The organism is Zoogloea sp. LCSB751 (genome assembly GCF_002028455.1).
Lineage (GTDB): Bacteria > Pseudomonadota > Gammaproteobacteria > Burkholderiales > Rhodocyclaceae > Zoogloea.
This window is the reverse complement of sequence record NZ_MWUM01000001.1, coordinates 234,829-253,448: the sequence shown is the minus strand read 5'-3', so window position 1 is coordinate 253,448 and position 18,620 is coordinate 234,829. Positions and strand designations below refer to the sequence as shown.

Genomic DNA, 18,620 nt, shown 5'->3' with positions numbered 1-18,620 from the left:
AACCCATGGAAGCAGAGCCCTCCGCGATGACCGCCCCCACCCCGGCAGCGCCCCCTCCGTTGCCGCCGTCGCGCACGATGTCGCCAAACCCGCTGCTGCTCGCCGCCTTCCTGCTGCTGGTCGGTCTGATCGGCATCGGCGGCTACCGGGCCAGTGAATACCAGGGCATGCAGGCCTTGCGCACCGATGCCGGCCACCGACTGGATCTGTTCGCCGCAGCGGTGGACGGCATCGTCAACCGCTACGCCCACATTCCAGCCACCATCCAGCTCAACGAGGAAGTGCTGACGCTGATGCGCCGTCCGCACAGCGCCGCTGGCGTACAGGCGGCCAACCGCTTCCTGCAGCAACTCAACGAACACATCGGCAGCGTCGCGATCTTCGTCATGAACCAGCGCGGCATCGTGCTCGCCTCCAGCAACTGGAATCACCCGGGCGAAAACTTCGTCGGCGAGGACCTGTCCTTCCGCAGCTACTTTCTCGACGGTCTCGCCGGGCGCGTTGGCCGTCACTTCGCCATCGGCACCACCCGCGGCGAGCCCGGCTATTTCGTGTCCACCCCGATCCGCGACGGCGGGCGCGTGGTCGGCGTCGCGGTCATCAAGATCAGCCTCGGCCAGCTGAACCAGGCCTGGAGCCTGCTCGGCGCTCCGGCGCTGATCGCCGACGGCAACGGCGTGGTGATCCTGTCGTCGGTGCCGGAATGGCGCTACACCGCCCTCAAGCCGCTGCCACTGGACACCCGGGTGGAAGTCAGGATGAGCCGCCTCTACAACGAAGGTTCGATCGGCAACTTCCCGGTGCCCATCGACGACGACCCCGGCCCCGAAGGACAGATCGTGCACATGGCGCTGCGCGGCAGCCCGGCCCGCCCCCACGCCGGCTTCGCCGGCAGCTACCTGGTACATGGGCGCGGCCTGCAGGACGTGGGCTGGCGCCTGCTGATCTTCTCCGACCTGCGCCCGGTGCGCACCCAGGCCCTCGGCCACGGCGCGCTGGCGGCGGTGGCCACCGGCTTCGTGCTGCTGCTGCTGCTCGTGCTGGCCCAGCGCCGGCGCATCGTGTGCCAGAAGCTGGAGGCCAAGGAGCTGCTCGAACAGGCCAACGCCCAGCTCGAAAGCAAGGTCGCCCGCCGCACCCGCGCGCTGACCGACACCAACGCCCGCCTGCGCAAGGAAGTGGCCGAACGCCAGCAGGCCGAGCAGACCCTGCGCGCCGCCCAGGACGAACTGGTGCAGGCCGCCAAGCTGGCAGTGCTGGGGCAACTGGCCGCCGGCATCACCCACGAGCTGGCCCAGCCGCTGGGCGCCATGCGCACCCTGTCGGGCAACGCCATCGAGTTCATGAAGCGCGGCAACCTGCCGACCGTCGAGCAGAATCTGACGATCATCGCCCGTCTGGCCGACCAGATGGGGCGCATCATCACGCCGCTCAAGACTTTCGCCCGCAAGTCGCCGGCGGTGCCCGCCGCCACCGACCTGGCCCACGCGGTCAGCGCAGCCCTGTTCCTGCTCGACCAGCGCCTCACCAAGGCTGGCATCACCCTCATCAACCGCTGCGAGCCCGGCCAGGCCATCGCCTGGTGCGACCAGAACCGACTCGAGCAGGTGCTCATCAACCTGATCCGCAACGCCGGCGACGCCATGGCCGACAGCGAGCACAAGGAACTTCTCATTGAGGTCGCGCCCCGCGACGACGGCGCACTGGAACTCTCCATCGCCGACAGCGGCTGCGGCCTGCCCGACGACGGCGCGCTGTTCGAACCCTTCTTCACCACCAAGCCGGCCGGCGAAGGCCTCGGCCTCGGTCTGGCCATCTCCCGCGACATCGTCCGCGAGTTCGGCGGTGACCTGCGCGCCGAGAACCGCCCGGAAGGTGGCGCCCGCTTCATCCTGCAACTCCCCGCCGCACCGAAAGAACCGTCATGACACCTGAACTCCGCGTACTCATCATCGAAGACGACCCCGACGTACGCCTTGGCTGCGAGCAGGCCATGATGCTTGCCGACATCCCGGTGGAAGGCGTCGGCTCCGCCGAGGAAGGCCTGGCGCGCCTTACCGCCGGCTTTCCCGGCATCGTCGTCACCGACATGCGCCTGCCCAGGGCCGACGGGATGGAGGTGCTGCGCCGCTGCCAGGCGATGGACGCCGACCTGCCAGTGATCATCATCACCGGCCACGGCGACGTGACCCTCGCCGTCGAGGCCATGCGCAACGGCGCCTACGACTTCATCCAGAAACCCTTCTCGCCTGAATTGCTGGTGGACGTGGTGCGCCGCGCCCTCGACAAGCGCGGGCTGACCCTCGAAGTGCTCGACCTGCGCCGCCGCCTGGAACAGCGCGACGGCATCGAAGCCAAGCTGATCGGCCGCTCGCCGCAGATGGCCCGCGTGCGCCAGCTGATCAGCGACGTGGCCGGGACCAGCGTGGACGTGCTAGTGCGCGGCGAGACCGGCACCGGCAAGGAGCTCATCGCCCAGTGCCTGCACGAACTGTCGCCGCGCAGGAGCGGCCCCTTCGTGGCCCTCAACTGCGGCGGCCTGCCCGACAACCTGCTCGACAGCGAACTGTTCGGCCACGAGGCCGGCGCCTTCACCGGCGCCCAGAAACGCCGCATCGGCAAGATCGAATACGCCAACAAGGGCACCCTCTTCCTCGACGAACTGGAAAGCATGCCGCTGGGCGTGCAGATCAAGCTGCTGCGCGTGCTGCAGGAACGCGTCGTGGAACGCCTCGGCTCCAACCAGCTGCAACCGGTGGACTGCCGGGTGGTCGCCGCCACCAAGGACGACCTCAAGGAGCGGGCCGAACGCCAGACCTTCCGCGCCGACCTCTACTACCGCCTCAACGTGGTCACCATCGACCTCCCGCCGCTGCGCGAGCGCCGCGAGGACATCCCGCTGCTGCTCGAACACTTCCTGCTGCAGGCCGCCCAGCGCCATGAACGTCCGCTGCCCAGCGTACCGCCGGAACAGATGCGCCGCCTGATGGCCCACACCTGGCCTGGCAACGTGCGGGAGCTGCGCAACGTCGCCGACTGCCTGGTCCTCGGCGTCGGCAAGGACATCCTCGGCAACGCGCCCGGCGACGCGCCGCCGGCGTCCCTGGCCGAATCGGTGGACAGCTTCGAGCGCAGCCTGATCGCCGCCGAGCTGCGCCGCCAGGGCGGCAGCCTGGCACGCAGCGCCGAGGCCCTGCGCGTCCCCAAGACCACCCTGCACGACAAGATCCGCAAGTATGGCCTGCAGGGCGGCGACAGCTGACAGCGGCCCGCGGCGTCGGCATCACCCAGGTCATGCCCTCGCCATTCAACGCCGTCACCCGCATCGCGCGGGACTACAACGCTGCGCTGCAGCGCTTCGGCCATGGCAACCGCATCGGCTCCCAGCACGTCGAAGTCACCCTGCTCGGCCGCGACAGCCAGCACTTGCGCTGACCGACGCCCGGCGGCTCAGCTGTCGCGCAGTTCCAGCGCCCGCTCGTACAGCGCGTTCTTCGATGCCCCGGTGATCGCCGCGGCCAGCTTGGCGGCCTGCTTCACCGGCAGCTCGGCGAGCAACAGGCCCAGCACCCGCTCGGCCTCCGGCGACAGGCCCTCGCTGGCCGGCGCCGCCGACACCAGCAGCACGAACTCGCCGCGGGCACGGTTGGCGTCGGCCGCCAGCCAGGCCGGCGCGTCGGCCAGCGGCATGCGCACGATCTGCTCGAACATCTTGGTCAGTTCGCGGGCGACGACGATCTGGCGCGTCGGCTCCAGCGTCGCCGCCAGATCGTCCAGCGTCTCGGCGATGCGGTGCGGTGCCTCGTAGAACACCAGCGTGCCCGGCACGCCGCGCAGGGCGTCCAGCGCGCTCTTGCGGGCCGCCGACTTGGTCGGCAGGAAGCCGTGGAAATGGAAATGCCCGTCGGCCAGCCCGGATGCCGACAAGGCAGCAATGGCCGCACAGGCGCCCGGCACCGGCACCACCGGAAAGCCGGCGTCCTGCACCCGCGCCACCGCCCGTGCACCGGGATCGGACACCGCCGGCGTGCCGGCGTCGGTGATCAGCGCCACCTGCTTGCCCTCCTCCAGCATGCGGATCACCAGCCCGGCGGCCTCCTGCTCGTTGTGCTCGTGCAGCGCAACCAGCCGCGTCCGGATGTCGAAGGCATCGAGCAGGCGCTGGCTATGGCGGGTGTCCTCGGCGGCAACCGCATCCACCGCCTTCAGCACGGCCAGCGCGCGCAGGCTCATGTCCTGCAGGTTACCCAAAGGCGTGGCCACCACATACAATGACGACGTCTTATTCAGTGGGGAGGCGGACGATGCGTCGGAAAGGGCAGGATGCATGGCAGGAGCGGGGACAGGAGGCGGGGGACGCAGATTGTGGGCGCGCCACCCCGCCGATGCAAGCCGAACACCTGCGCCGCGGTGCGGCGGCCGAGGCGCTGGCCGCCGCCCACCTGGAAAGACACGGGCTGACGATCCTGGCCCGCAACGTGCGCTGCCGTGGCGGCGAGGTGGACCTGATCGCCATCGACCGTGGCAGCCTGGTCTTCGTCGAGGTGCGCCTGCGCAGCAACAGCCGCTTCGGCGGCGCGGCGGCGAGCATCACCGCCGCCAAGCGCCAGCGCGTGATCCTCGCCGCCCGCTTCTGGCTGTATGGCGCGGGCCGGCGTTACGCCAACCAGCCGTGCCGTTTCGACGCGGTGCTGCTCGAACGCCTCGACAGCGACGGCATCGAATGGATCAGGGGCGCCTTCGATGCGTATTGAGCGCCTCCTGCTGGCCCTGCTGCTCGGTGCCGGCATGCTCGCGCCGGCAACGGCCCAGCGCGTGCGCATCCTGGTGCAGAGTTCGCCGCTGGCCGGCTTCCAGTATTACGGCGGCAAGATCCTGTGGGACGAGATGCACGAGGGCGACGCGCTGACGCTGGTGCGCGAACCCGACAACCCCCACGATCCCTTCGCGGTGCGCGTCGAATGGCGTGACCAGAAGCTCGGCTACCTGCCGCGCAGCGACAACCGGGCGGTGGCCGAGGAGATGGACCGCGGCACTGCTATCGGCGGCCGCATCGGCAAGCTGACCAAGGATCCCAATCCCTGGAAGCGCCTGCGCGTGGACGTGCTGGTCGGTTTGTAAGCGGATTTCTCGCTTCCGGCAGGCCTGGGGGTGCAAATGCTAGAATCGCGGCCAAATTTTCCGGAGTCAAAGATGGATCTCGTTGCCCGTATCGCGCAGCAATTTACCGACAGCGCCCAGACCAAGCTGGCCGCCCTCGAGTTCATGGCCGAGCCCATCGCCGCCGCCATCGAAACGATGACCCACAGCCTGATGAACAACGGCAAGATCCTGGCCTGCGGCAACGGCGGTTCGGCCGCCGACGCCCAGCACTTCGCCGCCGAGCTGCTGAATCGCTTCGAGATGGAACGTCCGCCGCTGGCCGGCCTGGCGCTGACCACCGACAGCTCGACGCTGACCTCCATCGCCAACGACTACGACTACAACCAGATCTTCTCCAAGCAGGTGCGCGCCCTCGGCCAGCCCGGCGACGTGCTGCTGGCCATTTCCACCAGCGGCAACTCCCCCAACGTGATCGAGGCCATCCACGCCGCCCACGAACGGGAAATGCTCGTTGTGGCCCTCACCGGCAAGGGCGGCGGCCAGATGGCTGAACTTCTCGGCCCCGGCGACATCCATCTGTGCGTCCCCGCCGACCGCACCGCGCGCATCCAGGAAGTCCACCTGGTGACCCTGCACTGCCTGTGCGACGGCATTGATTGCCTTTTCCTCGGAGTCGAAGAATGAGCTTTGCCCGCAAGCCCCTCGCCTGGACCGCGCTGGTCCTCGGCACCCTGGCCGCTGCCCAGGGCTGCATCCCGGTCATCGTCGGCGGTACCGGCATGGCCGTCGCCATGGTTTCCGACCGGCGCAGCTCCGGCGCCTACGTGGAAGACGAGGGCATCGAGTGGAAGAGCGTCAAGCGCATCGAAGATGCCCTCGGCGACAAGGTTCACGTCAACACCACCGCCTTCAACCGCAAGCTGCTGCTGACTGGCGAAGCCTTCAACGAGGCCAGCCGCGACGAGGCCGGCCGCATCGCCGCGGCCGTCGAGAACGTCAAGGAAGTGGTCAACGAGCTTCGCGTCGCCCCCACCAGCACGCTGTCGGCGCGCAGCAACGACAGCTACATCAGCTCCAAGGTCAAGGCCCGCTTCGTGGACCAGAAGGATTTCCGCGTGCAGCAGGTCAAGGTGGTGACGGAAGCCTCCACCGTCTATCTGATGGGCCTCGTCACCCAGCGGGAAGGCAACGCGGCCACCGAAGTGACGCGTACCACCAGCGGCGTACAGAAGGTCGTGCGGGTCTTCGAGTACATCAGCGAGGACGAGGCACGCCGCCTCGACAACGCCACCGGCAACAACGCGGAATCGGGCAAGTAAGCCGACCGTTTCCCCCTTCAAGACAAAGGCCCTGCCGGAATCCGGCAGGGCCTTTGTCTTGAAGGGGCTCGAGTGGCGGCGGTGCGACCGCTCAGCCCTGCGGACAGGGCACCAGACCGGCGGCAGAGATCTGCCGCTTTTCAAGGCTGCGCAAAAGCACCAGCAACAACGTGCCCACCGCCATCACCGCTGCCGCCAGGTACAGACCCGCCGCGTAGCTGCCGACGGCCGTGGCCAGCCAGCCGGTCATCGCCGGGCCGAGGATCTGGGCCGCGCCGTAGGAGAGGGTCATCTTGCCCATCATCTTGGCCGGACGGGTCGGGTAGTAGCGTCCAGCCATCGTCAGCACCAGGCTCACCATGCCGATGAAGGTGGCGCCGAACAGCAGCGCCCCGACGAGCGCAGCGGCCAGCCCGTCCGCCGCGACCGGCAGCACGATACCGACGATCTGCAGCAGTGCCGCTGCGATCAGCGCATTCAGCTCGCCCGTCCGGCGTGCCACCAGATCCCACAGGATGCAGGCCGGTGCCGCCGCCACGCCGATCGCCAGGAACACCAGCGAACCCTTGCCGGCCAGGCCGGGCAGGCGGTCCACGATAGCGACGATGAAGGTCGCGCTAACCACGTAGCCGATGCCGGCACAGAAATAGGCCGCCATGAACAGGCGCAGGAAGCCCGCCGTCGGCGGCCGGTCCGCCATCTGCGCCGCACCGTGGCTGGCCGGGTTGCGCCCCGGCGACGGCAGCCAGCGCAGTGCCGGCACCAGCAGCACGGCGCCGAAGACGGTCAACGCGAACCACTGCTGGCGCCAGTCCAGCCACTGGCTCATCAGCGCGACCGCCGCCGCGCAGGCGGTGATGCCGATGCCGATACCGGCGAAATGGATGCCCAGCTCGCTGCGGTGATTGTGGCGGATCAGCCAGTTGAGGATCAGCCCCGTGCCGAACAGCATGCCGGCGGCGCTGGCCAGGCCGGCGACGAAGCGCGACAGCGCCCACACCAGCGGGTCGGTACTGAGGCCCATCACCGCGGTACTCGCCACCGCCAGCACCATGCCGATGCGGTACAGGCGGTCCTTCACGACCAGATCGCCGATCAGCGACGCCAGCAGCGCGCCGCTCAGGTAGCCGGCGTAATTGACCGCCGCCAGCAGGCCGCCTTCGGCCACACCGAGGCCGGCCTGTTGCTGCATCAGCGGCAGCAGCGGGGTATACGCGAAACGGGCGACGCCCAGCGCCAGCACCAGGCTGAAGATGCCGGCGCCGAGCACGCGGAAACGTTCGGCGGCAGAACTGTGTTCGTTCATCGCAGCGGCCTCCTTGTGGTTGGAGCAGACACGATAAACAGGCTAAACTATCTCATCAAATGATTTATTAAGAACATTTTGTTCTCTTATGAAGATACGAATATGGAACTCGTCGCGCTGCGCACCTTCCAGGCGGTGGTCGAGGAAGGCGGCATCCTCGCCGCCTCCCGCAAGCTGAACACCGTCCAGTCCAACGTGACGGGCCGCATCCGCCGCCTGGAGGAAGAGCTCGGCACCGAGCTGTTCCACCGCAAGGGCCGTGGGCTGGAGCTGGCGCCGTCGGGGCGCGTGCTCCTCGACTACGCCCGCCGCATGCTGCTGCTCGAACGGGAAACCAGCGCCGCAGTTCGCCAGGTCGGCGAGAGCGCCGGTGAGCTGCGCATCGGCGCAATGGAGACCTTCGCCGCGGTGCACCTGCCCCGCGCGCTGAAAGCCGTGCGGGCCCGCCATCCGCGCGTCGAGCTGCGGGTCAGCACCGACACCAGCGCCGCGCTGCTCGAACGCCTGCTCGACCACAAGCTCGACTGCGCCTTCGTCGGCGGGCCGGTGATCCATCCCGACCTGGTCTTCGATGAGCTGGTGATGGAGGAACTGGTACAGGTCTGCGCGGCCGACGCCGACCCGGTGCTGCAGCCGGTGATCCTGTTCCGCGAGGGCTGCGCCTACCGCACCCGCGCGCTGGCCTGGCAGCGGGCCAGCGGCCACGCGGTGGCCGACGCGATGGAGTTCGGCACACTGGAAGGCATCCTCGGCTGCGTGTCGGTGGGCCTCGGGTGGACGCTGCTGCCGCGGCGGGTGGTGGAACAGTCTCAGCACCGGGCCGACCTGACGATCCGCGAAGTACCGCCGCAGATCAGCCGCGTGCAGACCGGCGTCGCCTACCTGCGCGCGGCGCCGCCGATGGCGGCGATCAAGACCCTCGCCGACGCCGTGGCCGCGCTGGCCAACGGCAATACCGAAGCCTCAGCCCAGGTCTGAGGCGCGCTGGCGCACCACCAGCTCGGCGTAGCCGGTCTGCAGGTCGGGCTCGCGCTGGAAATCCCAGCCGGGCAAGCGCATCAGCAGGATCTCCGCGGTGGTACGCACGACGCAGCCATAGCCCAGGTGGCCGCCGATCACCGCGCCGTCGGCCGTCGCCACCGCCCCGTGCAGGTGGGAGCCGTTGGCGGCAATGGTGCCGCTGAGGCTGAGCAGTTCGATATCGCCGTCCACCGCCCGCAGCTCGCCGGCACCGGCCAGCCGCAGATGCGCGCTGCTCAGGCTGCCGATGCCCGCCAGCACGAAGGCCGCCGAACCGCCCTCGGCAAACAGCGCGCACTCCAGCGCCCGGCGCAAATCCTGGCCGGGAGTCAGGCGAATCGGTTGCACATCCATGCTCTTCTCCACGCCAGGCCGCAGATCACTCTGCCAGCCCGGCTTCGCTCATGAAACGCCGGCGCTCGGCGTCCTTGTCGATGTGGCTGGCCAGTGCCCGGCACAGGGTCGCCACGCTATTGGCGGTGCGGGATTCACGGCGCACCAGCACCTTGGCCATCGGCCCGATGTAACGGGCGAAGATCTGCTCGACCCGTGCCAGCTCGGCATCCGGAATCACGCTGACCGCCCCGGCCGCCGCCGACGACACGCTGGCCGAGCTGCGTACGCCACTGCCGGCGGCAATGCTGTGCGAGGCAGCCCCCGAGACCAATCCCGAAGCTGCCACCACGCTGGACAGGAAGGCGCTGCGCGGTGCCGGATCGGGAATCAGCGCCGCCAGCAGTTCGTGCAACACCGGCAGGCTGTCGGCCCGCGGCAGGGTCCGGCGTACCAGGATCTTCGCCATCGGTCCGATGTGCAGGGCCAGGATGCGTTCAGCGGCCTCGATGGCAGCCGGGCTCAGATCGCGACCGACCACCGCCTGGCGGATCGACAGGTCGGCAACCCGCGCGCTGGCGAGCAGGCTGACGCCGCTGTAGGCGTACAGCTCATGGTCGCGGGCCTGCGGGTCGCGGCGCACGCCGATGTGGCGGAAGTAGTCGCTGGCGTTCGTCTTGAGCTGATGGATGACCTCGTAGTAGGCCCGCGCCACCAGCACCTGGCCAGGGTTCGAGAAGCGCATCACCCGGAAGGCGGTGGTGATGCCATCGCCGAGGATGCGTGAACGCCCGTTGGGATCCGGCGCCACCCGCACGGGGCCGAGGTTGATGCCCATGTGTACGCCAAGCCCCTCGCCCGCCGCGGCGTCTCCCAGTTGCACCGCGGTACGCAGCGCATCTTCCGGATCGCCGACGTAGCAGACCGCGCAGCCTTCCTTGGTATTGACCGCCAGCCGGGTGGTCGGCGGCACCGGCGCAATGGCCTGGGTCAGCATGCGCACCAGGCGCGAACGCCCCTCGCGCTGGGCGACCTCGTCGGTAGCCACCCCGGCCACGTCGGCGAACAGCACGGCGCCGATGAAGGTGCGCGCCTCCGACGCCGACAGCCCCAAGGGCAACGGCACCTCCACCGGCGGTTCGGACGCCTCGCCGCCGGTCGGCGGCGCCAGACAGGCCCGGCGGAAATCCGCTACCTGGCGCGGGCGCTTGTCCTCGTCCGGGTTCAGCGCCCAGTCGATGGCCTTCAGCATGGCGGCGCCGAAGGCATCCGCATTGCCAATGTCGGCCGCCTTCGGCATGGCATCCTCGCGCAGGCGGGCGAAGGCCTCCATCGGCAGCTTGCCGGTGACCATCCAGTACATCACACCGGCCATCGCGTAGAGGTCGGTCCACGGCCCCTGCTTGCCGTGGCGGTGGTATTGCTCGGCTGGCGCAAAGCCCGGCGTCACCACCGCGGTGAGGGTCTGGTCGATGCCGTCCAGTTCCAACCGGCGGGCCGAGCCGAAATCGAGCAGCACCGGCGAACCGTCGGCGCGGATGTAGATGTTGCCGGGCTTGATGTCCCGGTGCAGAAAACCCGCCGCGTGGATCGCCTCCAGCCCGTCGAGCAGCGGGCGCACGATGCGCACCAGACTCGCCCGGTCGAGGGGCAGGCGCCCCACCAGCCAGCGCTGCAGCGGCTGTCCGGTCTCGTACTCCATCACCATGTAGGCGGTGTCGTTGCCGCGGAAATAGCGCAGCACCCGCACGATGCCCGGGTGATGGAAACTGGCCAGGGCCCGCGATTCGAGCAGGAAGCGCTGCAGGCCCCACTCGAAGCCCTTGGCCGCGTCGCCGGAGCGCGGCCGCACCACCAGCCCTTCGCGGCGCACGGCGAGATCCTTGGGCAGGTATTCCTTGATCGCCACCTGGCAGTCCAGGTGGGTATCGTGGGCCAGGTAGGTGATCCCGAAGCCGCCCCCGCCGAGCACCCGTTCGATGCGGTATTCGTTGATGACGTAGCCCGACGGCAGGGCGAACAGGTCGTCCTGCCCCGGCACGGGTGGAAGAGTCTCGTCGCTCACGGTGACGGACGGATCAGGCGTCGATCATCTGCATCGCCTTTTCGAGACTGCGGCGCATTCGGTTGAAGGAACTGGCCAGCACCGACACTTCGTCGCCGCCACCTTCCGGGAACTCCGGCTGGTTGAAGTCGCCGGTGCTGATCTTGTCCGCCGCATCCGACATGCGCGACACCGGCCGGATGATCAGCCACGACAGCATCAGGTTGAGCACCGCGAAGACCGCCACGAAGACCGCCGCCAGAGACGTCATGAAGGTGCGGAAGGCCTGGCCCGCATTTTCCAGCGGTACCGACATGGGCACCGACACCACCTGGGCGCCGACCACTTCGTTGAGCTTCCAGCCGAAGCCATTGGCGCTGCCGTACACCTTGATCATGCTCGGCGGCGCCGCCTCCGGCGAGCTGTGACAGGGCAGACAGGCCGCCGTCTCGATGCGGATCGGATGCGCCACGTACAGCGCCGGGCCGGTGGGCGTGTCGCGCTGTCCGGTGATTTCCTTGCTGTCCGGCGTGTTGCGGAAGGTGCCGATCAGGTCGGCCTCCCAGTCCGCCGCCCGGTCGCGCGGGTTGGTCGGGTTGAGGGTGGCTTCCTTGTAGGCGTAGTTGGGGTACTTCTTGTGCAGCTCGTTGAGGGTCTCGGTGGCCGCGTAGGCGGGCACCGTCTGCGGCAGGAACTGCTTGTCCATCAGCGGGTTAAGGTGCGGCTTCACCTGGCCGACCGTATAGCCGCGGATCGCCAGCGCCGCCTCCATGACCAGCCGCGCCTCGCCGAGCACCTGCTCGCGGGCGTGGCGGTACAGCAGTTCGTGGGAGATGTAGCCGGCCACGCCGAAACCGGCCAGGAACACCGCCAGCAGCACCAGGTTGAACTTGAGACGCAGTCCCATGGGAATCCTCCGGAAAATGGCCCATGGGCCGCAATGGCTATCATTTTTGCACATTGCGAAGTCATATTGCAGGCAAACAGCATGACAGCCCGGCCGTCACGTTGATTCCACACCCCCAGCACACAGGCGCAAGAATATCGTCATGCCTTCGCAACCCGCGCCGGCGATCCTCCCTGGCTTTCCTTCGCCCGCCTGGTGCTCCATGTCTTCCACGACCTACTCCCGCCTCGAAGTGGCCGCCGGCTGTCTGCTGGCCAGCCTCGTCCTGCACGGCTGCGGCAGCAGCAATAACAACAGCCAGAACATCCCCACCGGCACCAAGGCCACGCTGGCCTTGCTGGAAACCACCGACCTGCACACCAACGTGGTCAGCTATGACTACTTCAAGCTCGCCGAGGACAAATCCCTCGGCTTCGAGCGCACCGCCACGCTGATCAACCAGGCCCGCCAGGAATTCCCCAACACCCTGCTGCTCGACAATGGGGACACCATCCAGGGCACCGCACTGTCCGACTACCAGGCCATCGTCAATCCGGTGTCCTGCAGCCAGCCGCTGGCCATGTACAAGGTGATGAACGCCGCCGGCTTCGAGGGCGGCGGCATCGGCAACCACGAGTTCAACTACGGCCTGCCCTTCCTGAGCCAGGTCACCGGCAACCGCTTCAACGTAGACGGCCTGGCCGATCCGGCCGCCCAGCCGACCTGCAAGGGCCCCAGCTTCCCGCAGGTGCTGGCCAACGTGAACAGCGTCAAGACCAGCGCCCCGCTGTTCCAGCCCTACACCATCATCAACAAGACCGTCACCGCCACCGGCCCGGACGGCAAGCCAGTGACCGGCACCGTCAAGGTCGGCATCATCGGCTTCACGCCGCCGACCATCATGAGCTGGGACAAGCGCTGGCTGGATGGCAAGGTCTATACCGTCGGCGTCAAGGAAGCCGCCGAGAAGTACATCCCCGAAATGCGCGCCAAGGGCGCCGACCTGGTGGTGGTGATCTCCCACGGCGGCCTCGACGACAGCGTCTACTCGCCGACGATGGAGAACGGCAGCTACCACCTGTCCAGGGTAGCCGGCGTGGACGCCATGCTGATCGGCCACTCCCACCAGATCTTCCCCAACGCCACCAGTACCGTCGCCCAGTTCAACCTGCCCGGGGTGGACAAGGTGGCCGGCACCGTGAACGGCGTGCCGACCGTGATGGCCAACTACTGGGGCAAGCACCTGGGCGTCATCAAGTTCGACCTCACCTACGACGGCAAGACCTGGACCATCGACAAGACCAAGACCGTCGTGCAGGCCCGCTCCACGCAGAACGCCGACAAGAGCTACGTGGCCGTCGATCCGACCGTCGCCGCCGCCATCGCCACCGAGCACCAGGCCACCATCGACTACGTGAAGACGCCGATCGGCAGCACCGACTTCGAGATGTCCAGCTACTTCGCCGACGTCGGCGATCCCGGCGCCATCGAGCTGGTGAATCAGGCCCAGGCCGACTACGTGGCCAAGTACGTGGCCGCCAACCTGCCCCAGTACGCCACCCTACCGGTATTGTCGGTCAGCGCCCCGTTCAAGAGCGGCTTCGCCGGCGGCACCGACTACACCGACGTACAGCAAGGCAACCTGGCCATCAACAACGCCGCCGACCTCTACCTGTACCCCAACACCATCTATGCGGTGAAGGTCACCGGCGCCGACATCAGGAACTGGCTGGAAACCGCCGCCAAGCGCTTCAACCAGATCGACCCATCCAAGGCCACCCAGCAGGAACTCGTCAGCAGCTTCCCTGGCTACAACTTCGACATGTTCACCAGCCCGGACATCCGCTACGAGATCGACGTGACCAAGCCGGAAGGCAGCCGCATCGTCAACCTCAAGTACAAAGGTGTGGCCATCGATCCGGCCAAGGAGTTCATCGTCGCCACCAACAACTACCGGGCCAGCGGCGGCGGCAGCTTCCCCGGCCTGGACGGCAGCAAGACCATCTACGCGTCGCCGGACGCCAACCGCGACGTGCTGATCCAGTACATCAAGACGGCGAAGACCGTCAGCCGCGCCGCCAACGGCTCGGACCGCAGCTGGCGCTTCACGCCGGTGACGACCGCCGGCCAGGTGGTCTTCCACTCGGCGCCGGGCAAGCTGGCCCTCGCCCAGGCCGCCGGCCTGGCCGGCATCACCCAGCTGCAGGCCGACGACGGCAGCGGCAAGAGCCTCGCCCTGTATGCGATCGATCTTTCCAAGTAAGCGCAATACGCCGCGCCTCGCCGCCGCCCTGCTGGCCGGGGCGGCAGCCCTGGGCGGCATCGCCTGGGCCAGCCGCACGCCGACCCCGACGGCGGCGGAGCTGGCGCAGTTGCAGATCCTTGCCGGCCCCGGCCGGCAGGACGCTGCGCTGGCCCGCCTGACAAACCTGGCCGAAGGTGGAACAGCCGACGCCCGCCGCACGCTGGGCCTGGCCCTGCTGAGCCGCGGCGACCACGACGGGACAGGACTGCAGTGGCTGCGCCGGGCCGCCCAAGAAGGCGACACGGATGCCGCGTTCCAGCTCGGGAAACTGTATTCGGCCGGCACCGCAGGCGTTCCCGCCGACGCGGTGCGCGCGTTCGCGTGGTTCTCGGCGGCCGGCAAAGCCGGCCATGCCGGCGCCGCCTACTACCTCGGCATCGCTTGGCGCGATGGCTACGGCGTGAAGACGGATCACGCCGAAGCGGCCCGCTGGCTGCGCCGGGCCGCCGACGCCGGCATCGCCGCCGCCCAGTTCCTGCTCGCCAATGCCTACCGGGAAGGCGACGGCGTCCCCCGCGACGACATCGAAGCAGTCCGCCTGTATAGCGCCGCTGCCGAACAGGATCACCCGGAAGCCTGCCAGACGCTGGCGATGGCCTACCTCAACGGCGAGCTGGGCCTGCAGCGGGACGAGGAAGAAGGCCGCCACTACCTGATGGAGGCCGCCCATGCCCTAAAGCATCCGGCGCTCAGGCCTTGAGGGACTTGCGGACGGCGGAGGGCGAATTCATTCGCCCGCGGAGGTCGATCCGCGAATCCAGGCGAGCCCGAGCTCAGTAAGCCGGAGCCTCGCCCGCCGGCGGCACTTCCGCCGCCGGCGCCGTGCCCTCCTCCGGATGCCAGCCGACCACCAGCAACAGCACCGCGAAGCCGACGATGTAGGCGACCGCGACGAACCAGCCTTCCTTCAACCAGCGCCCCACCGACCTGGCTTCCGGGTACATGTTCGACAGCGCCACGCCAGCCGACGAGCCGAACCACAGCATCGAGCCGCCGAAGCCCACCGCGTAGGCCAGGAAGCCCCAGTCGTAACCGCCCTGCTTGAGCGCCAGCGCAGTCAGCGGAATGTTGTCGAACACCGCTGACACGAAGCCCAGCCCGAAAGCCGTCTGCCAGGACGCCGCCGGCAGTTGCTCGACCGGCATCATCGACGCACAACTGACCAGCGACAGCAGGAAGATCGTGCCTTTCAGGGTCTCCGGCAGCACCTCCCAGTCGGGCCGGCGAATGCCGGCACTCAGCAGGATCGCCGCCCACACCGCCACCCCAAGGAAGGGGAAGGCATCCGCGTGCGCCGTGAAATGCACGTTCACCACCACATTGACGGCCACTGCCGCCGCCAGGATCAGCGCCACGATGCCGACCCGCGGCAAGTCGGCATGGGTGTGCTCGTGAACGTGGCGGAGGATCGGCGAATACTTCTGCTGCACGCGGGCCGCCGGAATGCCGAACAGCACCAGCGCCAGGCCAGCGCCGACGAAAGCCTTCAGCACCGCCAGCGGGCTGACGCCGGCGATCCACATCATCGTGGTGGTGGTGTCGCCGACCACGCTGCCCGAGCCGCCAGCGTTGGACGCCGCGACGATGGCCGCCAAGTAGCCCACGTGCACGCGGGCGCGGAACAGGGAGTGGGCCATCGCTCCGCCGATCAGCGCCGCGGCAATGTTGTCGAGGAAGCTGGAGATCACGAACACCATCGCCAGCAGCACGAAACCGCCCTTCCAGTCGTCCGGCAGGTAGCGGGGCAGGATCACCGGGATACGGGTCTTCTCGAAATGGCGGGCCAGCAGCGCAAAGCCCATCAGCAGCAGGAACAGATTGGCCAGCGTGACCCACTCATGGGCAAAATGCCCGACCAGCCCGGACAGCCCCGGGCCGGTGTGGAATCCGGTGACCCGCAGCTTGTACGCAGAGATCGCCGCCAGCCCCGCCAGCCCGACCTTCAGCGTATGGTCGTGGAACAGGGCCACCCCCAGCAGGGTCAGCGCAAACAGGATGAAATCCACCGGAACACCGGCCAGCGCCGGTCCGGCGCCCGCAGTGGCGAAGGCCGCACCGGACCAAACCATACCCGCCAGGAGCGGCAACAAGGCGCGCCCCCGGCCTCCAACATTCGACACCATGCAAGTTTCCTCGAACAACAGGACGAAGCCGGACCACCCCAGGCGGGATTCGCCCAAGGCCGTGCCAGACTCGTAAAATTTCGTGTTTCCCCTCGCCGAGTCGACGCAAACGCCATCGAATCGACGGTGAACGGCGCACAGTTTAGCCTGTCACCCGCCCTGTTCCGCCGGGCGGACCGCTCCGCTGCGGCGTAGCAAGATTGCCGCAGGTCAATAAACCGGCGTGCCGGACCCGGACAATAGATCCCCAACTGCCCACCGGCAGTCACCGACCAACAACAAAGAAAGAGCACGGCCGTGTCCTCCGAACACTCCCGCAAGCCCCTCGCCCCCATCGTCGTCAGCGCCATCGGCGTCGTCTTCGGCGACATCGGCACCAGCCCACTGTATGCGCTGAAGGAAATCTTCAACGGTCACCATCCCATCCCGGTCACGCCCGACAACATCCTCGGCGTGCTGTCGCTGGTGTTCTGGTCGATCATGGCACTGGTCACCGTCAAGTACGTCAGCGTGATCATGCGGGCCGACAACCGCGGCGAAGGCGGCTCCCTGGCCCTGCTGTCGTTGATCACCGAGAACTCCCGCAACCGGGTGGTGACCTGGGCCGTCTCGCTGCTCGGCATCTTCGCGGCGGCGCTGTTCTATGGCGACAGCATGATCACCCCAGCCATCTCGGTACTGTCGGCGGTGGAAGGGCTGGAGATCGTCTCGCCGGATTTCACCCGCTTCGTGCTGCCGCTGACCCTGGTCATCCTGACCGTGCTGTTCTTCATCCAGAAGCGCGGCACCGGCACCGTCGGCATGTTCTTCGGGCCGGTGATGATCGGCTGGTTCGCCATCCTCGGCCTGCTCGGCATACTCGAGATCGCCCGCCATCCGGACGTGCTGACGGCCCTCAACCCAGCCTACGCGATCGGCTTCATCACCCACCACCCGTCCCTGGCCTTCCTGGCCCTCGGCTCGGTGGTGCTGTCGGTGACCGGCGGCGAAGCCCTGTACACCGACATGGGCCACTTCGGCCGCTTCCCGATCCGCCTGGCCTGGTTCGGCTTCGTGATGCCGGCCCTGGTGCTCAACTACTTCGGCCAGGGCGCGCTGCTGCTCAACGAACCGGCCGCCATCGAAAGCCCCTTCTTCCACCTGGGGCCCACCTGGGCGACGATCCCGCTGGTCATCCTGGCCACGCTGGCCACCGTCATCGCCTCCCAGGCGGTGATCTCCGGCGCCTTCTCGGTGGCCCGCCAGGCAGTGCAGATGGGCTTCCTGCCGCGCATGCTGATCGTCCACACCTCGGGCGCCGAGAAGGGGCAGATCTACGTACCCTTCACCAACTGGACCCTCTACCTGGCGGTGGTGGCACTGGTGCTGGGTTTCAAGAACTCTTCCAACCTGGCCGCCGCCTATGGCATCGCCGTCACCGGCACGATGCTCATCGACACCATCCTGGTGGCCTTCGTGATGGTCCTGCTGTGGCGCTGGCATCCCGTCGTGGTGGCACTGGTGGCCGGCGCCTTCCTGGCCGTGGACATCGCCTTCTTCGCCGCCAACGCCCTCAAGATCCCCGAAGGCGGCTGGTTTCCGATCGCCGCCGGGCTGGTCTCCTTCACCGTGCTGACCACCTGGCGCCGCGGTCGCCGGCTGGTACGCCGCGAACTCGCCAAGCAGGGGATCCCGATGTCGATCTTCCTCACCACCCTGTGCGACGTGCACCGGGTGAATGGCACCGCGGTGTTCATGACCAGTTCCAAGGAAGGCGTGCCGGCCGCGCTGCTGCACAACCTGAAGCACAACCAGGTGCTCCACGAACGGGTCGCGCTGGTTACCGTCGAAACCACCGACACACCCCACGTGAACGAGATGGAGCGCATCTACATGCACCGCATGAGCAAGGGCTTCCTGCGCATCATCATCCGCTACGGCTTCATGGAAGACCCGGACATCCCGCTGGCGCTGGAAAGCTGCAAGCGCTACGGCGAATCCTTCGACATGATGGAGACCACCTTCTACGTGTCCCGCGAGACCGTCATCCCCGGCGTGCTCGGGCGGCGCATCAGCCCGTGGCGGGCCCGCCTGTTCGCCTTCATGTCGAAAAACGCCACCAGCGCCACGGACTTTTTCAAGATTCCCAACAACCGGGTCGTCGAGCTGGGCACCCAGCTGGTGATCTAGTCCCGGCCGCCC

General features: G+C 68.0%; 17 protein-coding genes. 11 read left to right on the top strand and 6 right to left on the bottom strand.

Annotation, left to right across the window (positions count from 1 at the left end):
* Positions 1-26 precede the first annotated feature (26 nt).
* From B4920_RS01225 to B4920_RS29405, 3 genes are read left to right on the top strand one after another with little or no spacing between them, the layout of a single operon-like run.
* Complete coding sequence (locus B4920_RS01225; protein WP_254050805.1) at positions 27-1,928, top strand: ATP-binding protein; 1,902 nt, start codon at positions 27-29, stop codon at positions 1,926-1,928.
* Positions 1,925-3,262, top strand: coding sequence for a sigma-54 dependent transcriptional regulator (locus B4920_RS01220; protein WP_079432776.1), 1,338 nt, complete (start codon positions 1,925-1,927; stop codon positions 3,260-3,262). Before B4920_RS01225 ends, B4920_RS01220 begins: the two co-directional genes overlap by 4 nt.
* Before the next feature lie 32 nt (positions 3,263-3,294).
* A complete protein-coding gene (locus B4920_RS29405; protein ID WP_161493217.1) occupies positions 3,295-3,435 on the top strand; it encodes a hypothetical protein in 141 nt (46 codons plus the stop codon).
* Positions 3,436-3,450: 15 nt separating this feature from the next.
* On the opposite strand, the gene rsmI is transcribed toward B4920_RS29405, so the two are convergent.
* Positions 3,451-4,272 (bottom strand): 16S rRNA (cytidine(1402)-2'-O)-methyltransferase, encoded by an 822-nt coding sequence (gene rsmI / locus B4920_RS01215; protein WP_254050817.1) that lies wholly within the window; start codon positions 4,270-4,272, stop codon positions 3,451-3,453.
* 113 nt (positions 4,273-4,385) lie between these two features.
* On the opposite strand from rsmI, the gene B4920_RS01210 reads away from it, so the two are divergent.
* From B4920_RS01210 to B4920_RS01195, 4 genes are all read left to right on the top strand, one after another.
* Positions 4,386-4,754 (top strand): YraN family protein, encoded by a 369-nt coding sequence (locus B4920_RS01210; protein ID WP_173862625.1) that lies wholly within the window; start codon positions 4,386-4,388, stop codon positions 4,752-4,754.
* Positions 4,744-5,121, top strand: coding sequence for an HIRAN domain-containing protein (locus B4920_RS01205; protein WP_079432774.1), 378 nt, complete (start codon positions 4,744-4,746; stop codon positions 5,119-5,121). Before B4920_RS01210 ends, B4920_RS01205 begins: the two co-directional genes overlap by 11 nt.
* A 72-nt stretch (positions 5,122-5,193) precedes the next feature.
* Positions 5,194-5,787, top strand: a complete 594-nt coding sequence (locus B4920_RS01200; RefSeq protein ID WP_079432773.1) for a phosphoheptose isomerase — start codon at positions 5,194-5,196, stop codon at positions 5,785-5,787.
* Positions 5,784-6,422, top strand: coding sequence for a BON domain-containing protein (locus B4920_RS01195; protein WP_079432772.1), 639 nt, complete (start codon positions 5,784-5,786; stop codon positions 6,420-6,422). The genes B4920_RS01200 and B4920_RS01195 overlap by 4 nt, the downstream gene beginning before the upstream one ends.
* Positions 6,423-6,513: 91 nt before the next feature.
* Here the strand turns inward: B4920_RS01195 and B4920_RS01190 are convergent, their stop codons facing one another.
* Complete coding sequence (locus B4920_RS01190; RefSeq protein WP_079432771.1) at positions 6,514-7,728, bottom strand: YbfB/YjiJ family MFS transporter; 1,215 nt, start codon at positions 7,726-7,728, stop codon at positions 6,514-6,516.
* Between the two features lie 102 nt (positions 7,729-7,830).
* On the opposite strand from B4920_RS01190, the gene B4920_RS01185 reads away from it, so the two are divergent.
* Entirely contained in the window at positions 7,831-8,706 is an 876-nt protein-coding gene (locus tag B4920_RS01185) for a LysR family transcriptional regulator (RefSeq protein ID WP_079432770.1), read from the top strand.
* On the opposite strand, the gene B4920_RS01180 is transcribed toward B4920_RS01185, so the two are convergent.
* Genes B4920_RS01180 through B4920_RS01170 form a run of 3 tightly spaced genes read right to left on the bottom strand, consistent with a single transcriptional unit; the run spans position 8,692 to position 12,032 of the window.
* Positions 8,692-9,102, bottom strand: coding sequence for a PPC domain-containing DNA-binding protein (locus tag B4920_RS01180; RefSeq protein WP_079432769.1), 411 nt, complete (start codon positions 9,100-9,102; stop codon positions 8,692-8,694). The genes B4920_RS01185 and B4920_RS01180 overlap by 15 nt on opposite strands.
* A gap of 25 nt (positions 9,103-9,127) precedes the next feature.
* The gene (locus B4920_RS01175; protein ID WP_079432768.1) at positions 9,128-11,146 is read right to left on the bottom strand and encodes a protein kinase; all 2,019 of its coding nucleotides are present in this window, start codon (positions 11,144-11,146) and stop codon (positions 9,128-9,130) included.
* Between the two features lie 13 nt (positions 11,147-11,159).
* A complete protein-coding gene (locus B4920_RS01170; RefSeq protein ID WP_079432767.1) occupies positions 11,160-12,032 on the bottom strand; it encodes a DUF3365 domain-containing protein in 873 nt (290 codons plus the stop codon).
* Positions 12,033-12,174: 142 nt separating this feature from the next.
* Here B4920_RS01170 and B4920_RS01165 point away from each other — a divergent pair, with 142 nt between their 5' ends.
* Both B4920_RS01165 and B4920_RS01160 read left to right on the top strand, forming a co-directional pair.
* On the top strand, positions 12,175-14,274 hold the full coding sequence (locus tag B4920_RS01165; protein ID WP_254050804.1) for a bifunctional 2',3'-cyclic-nucleotide 2'-phosphodiesterase/3'-nucleotidase: 2,100 nt from the start codon (positions 12,175-12,177) through the stop codon (positions 14,272-14,274).
* Positions 14,252-15,016, top strand: coding sequence for a tetratricopeptide repeat protein (locus B4920_RS01160; protein WP_079432765.1), 765 nt, complete (start codon positions 14,252-14,254; stop codon positions 15,014-15,016). Before B4920_RS01165 ends, B4920_RS01160 begins: the two co-directional genes overlap by 23 nt.
* A gap of 73 nt (positions 15,017-15,089) precedes the next feature.
* Here the strand turns inward: B4920_RS01160 and B4920_RS01155 are convergent, their stop codons facing one another.
* Complete coding sequence (locus tag B4920_RS01155; protein ID WP_216819706.1) at positions 15,090-16,439, bottom strand: citrate transporter; 1,350 nt, start codon at positions 16,437-16,439, stop codon at positions 15,090-15,092.
* A 297-nt stretch (positions 16,440-16,736) separates the two neighbouring features.
* On the opposite strand from B4920_RS01155, the gene B4920_RS01150 reads away from it, so the two are divergent.
* On the top strand, positions 16,737-18,608 hold the full coding sequence (locus tag B4920_RS01150) for a potassium transporter Kup (protein ID WP_079432764.1): 1,872 nt from the start codon (positions 16,737-16,739) through the stop codon (positions 18,606-18,608).
* Positions 18,609-18,620 lie beyond the last annotated feature (12 nt).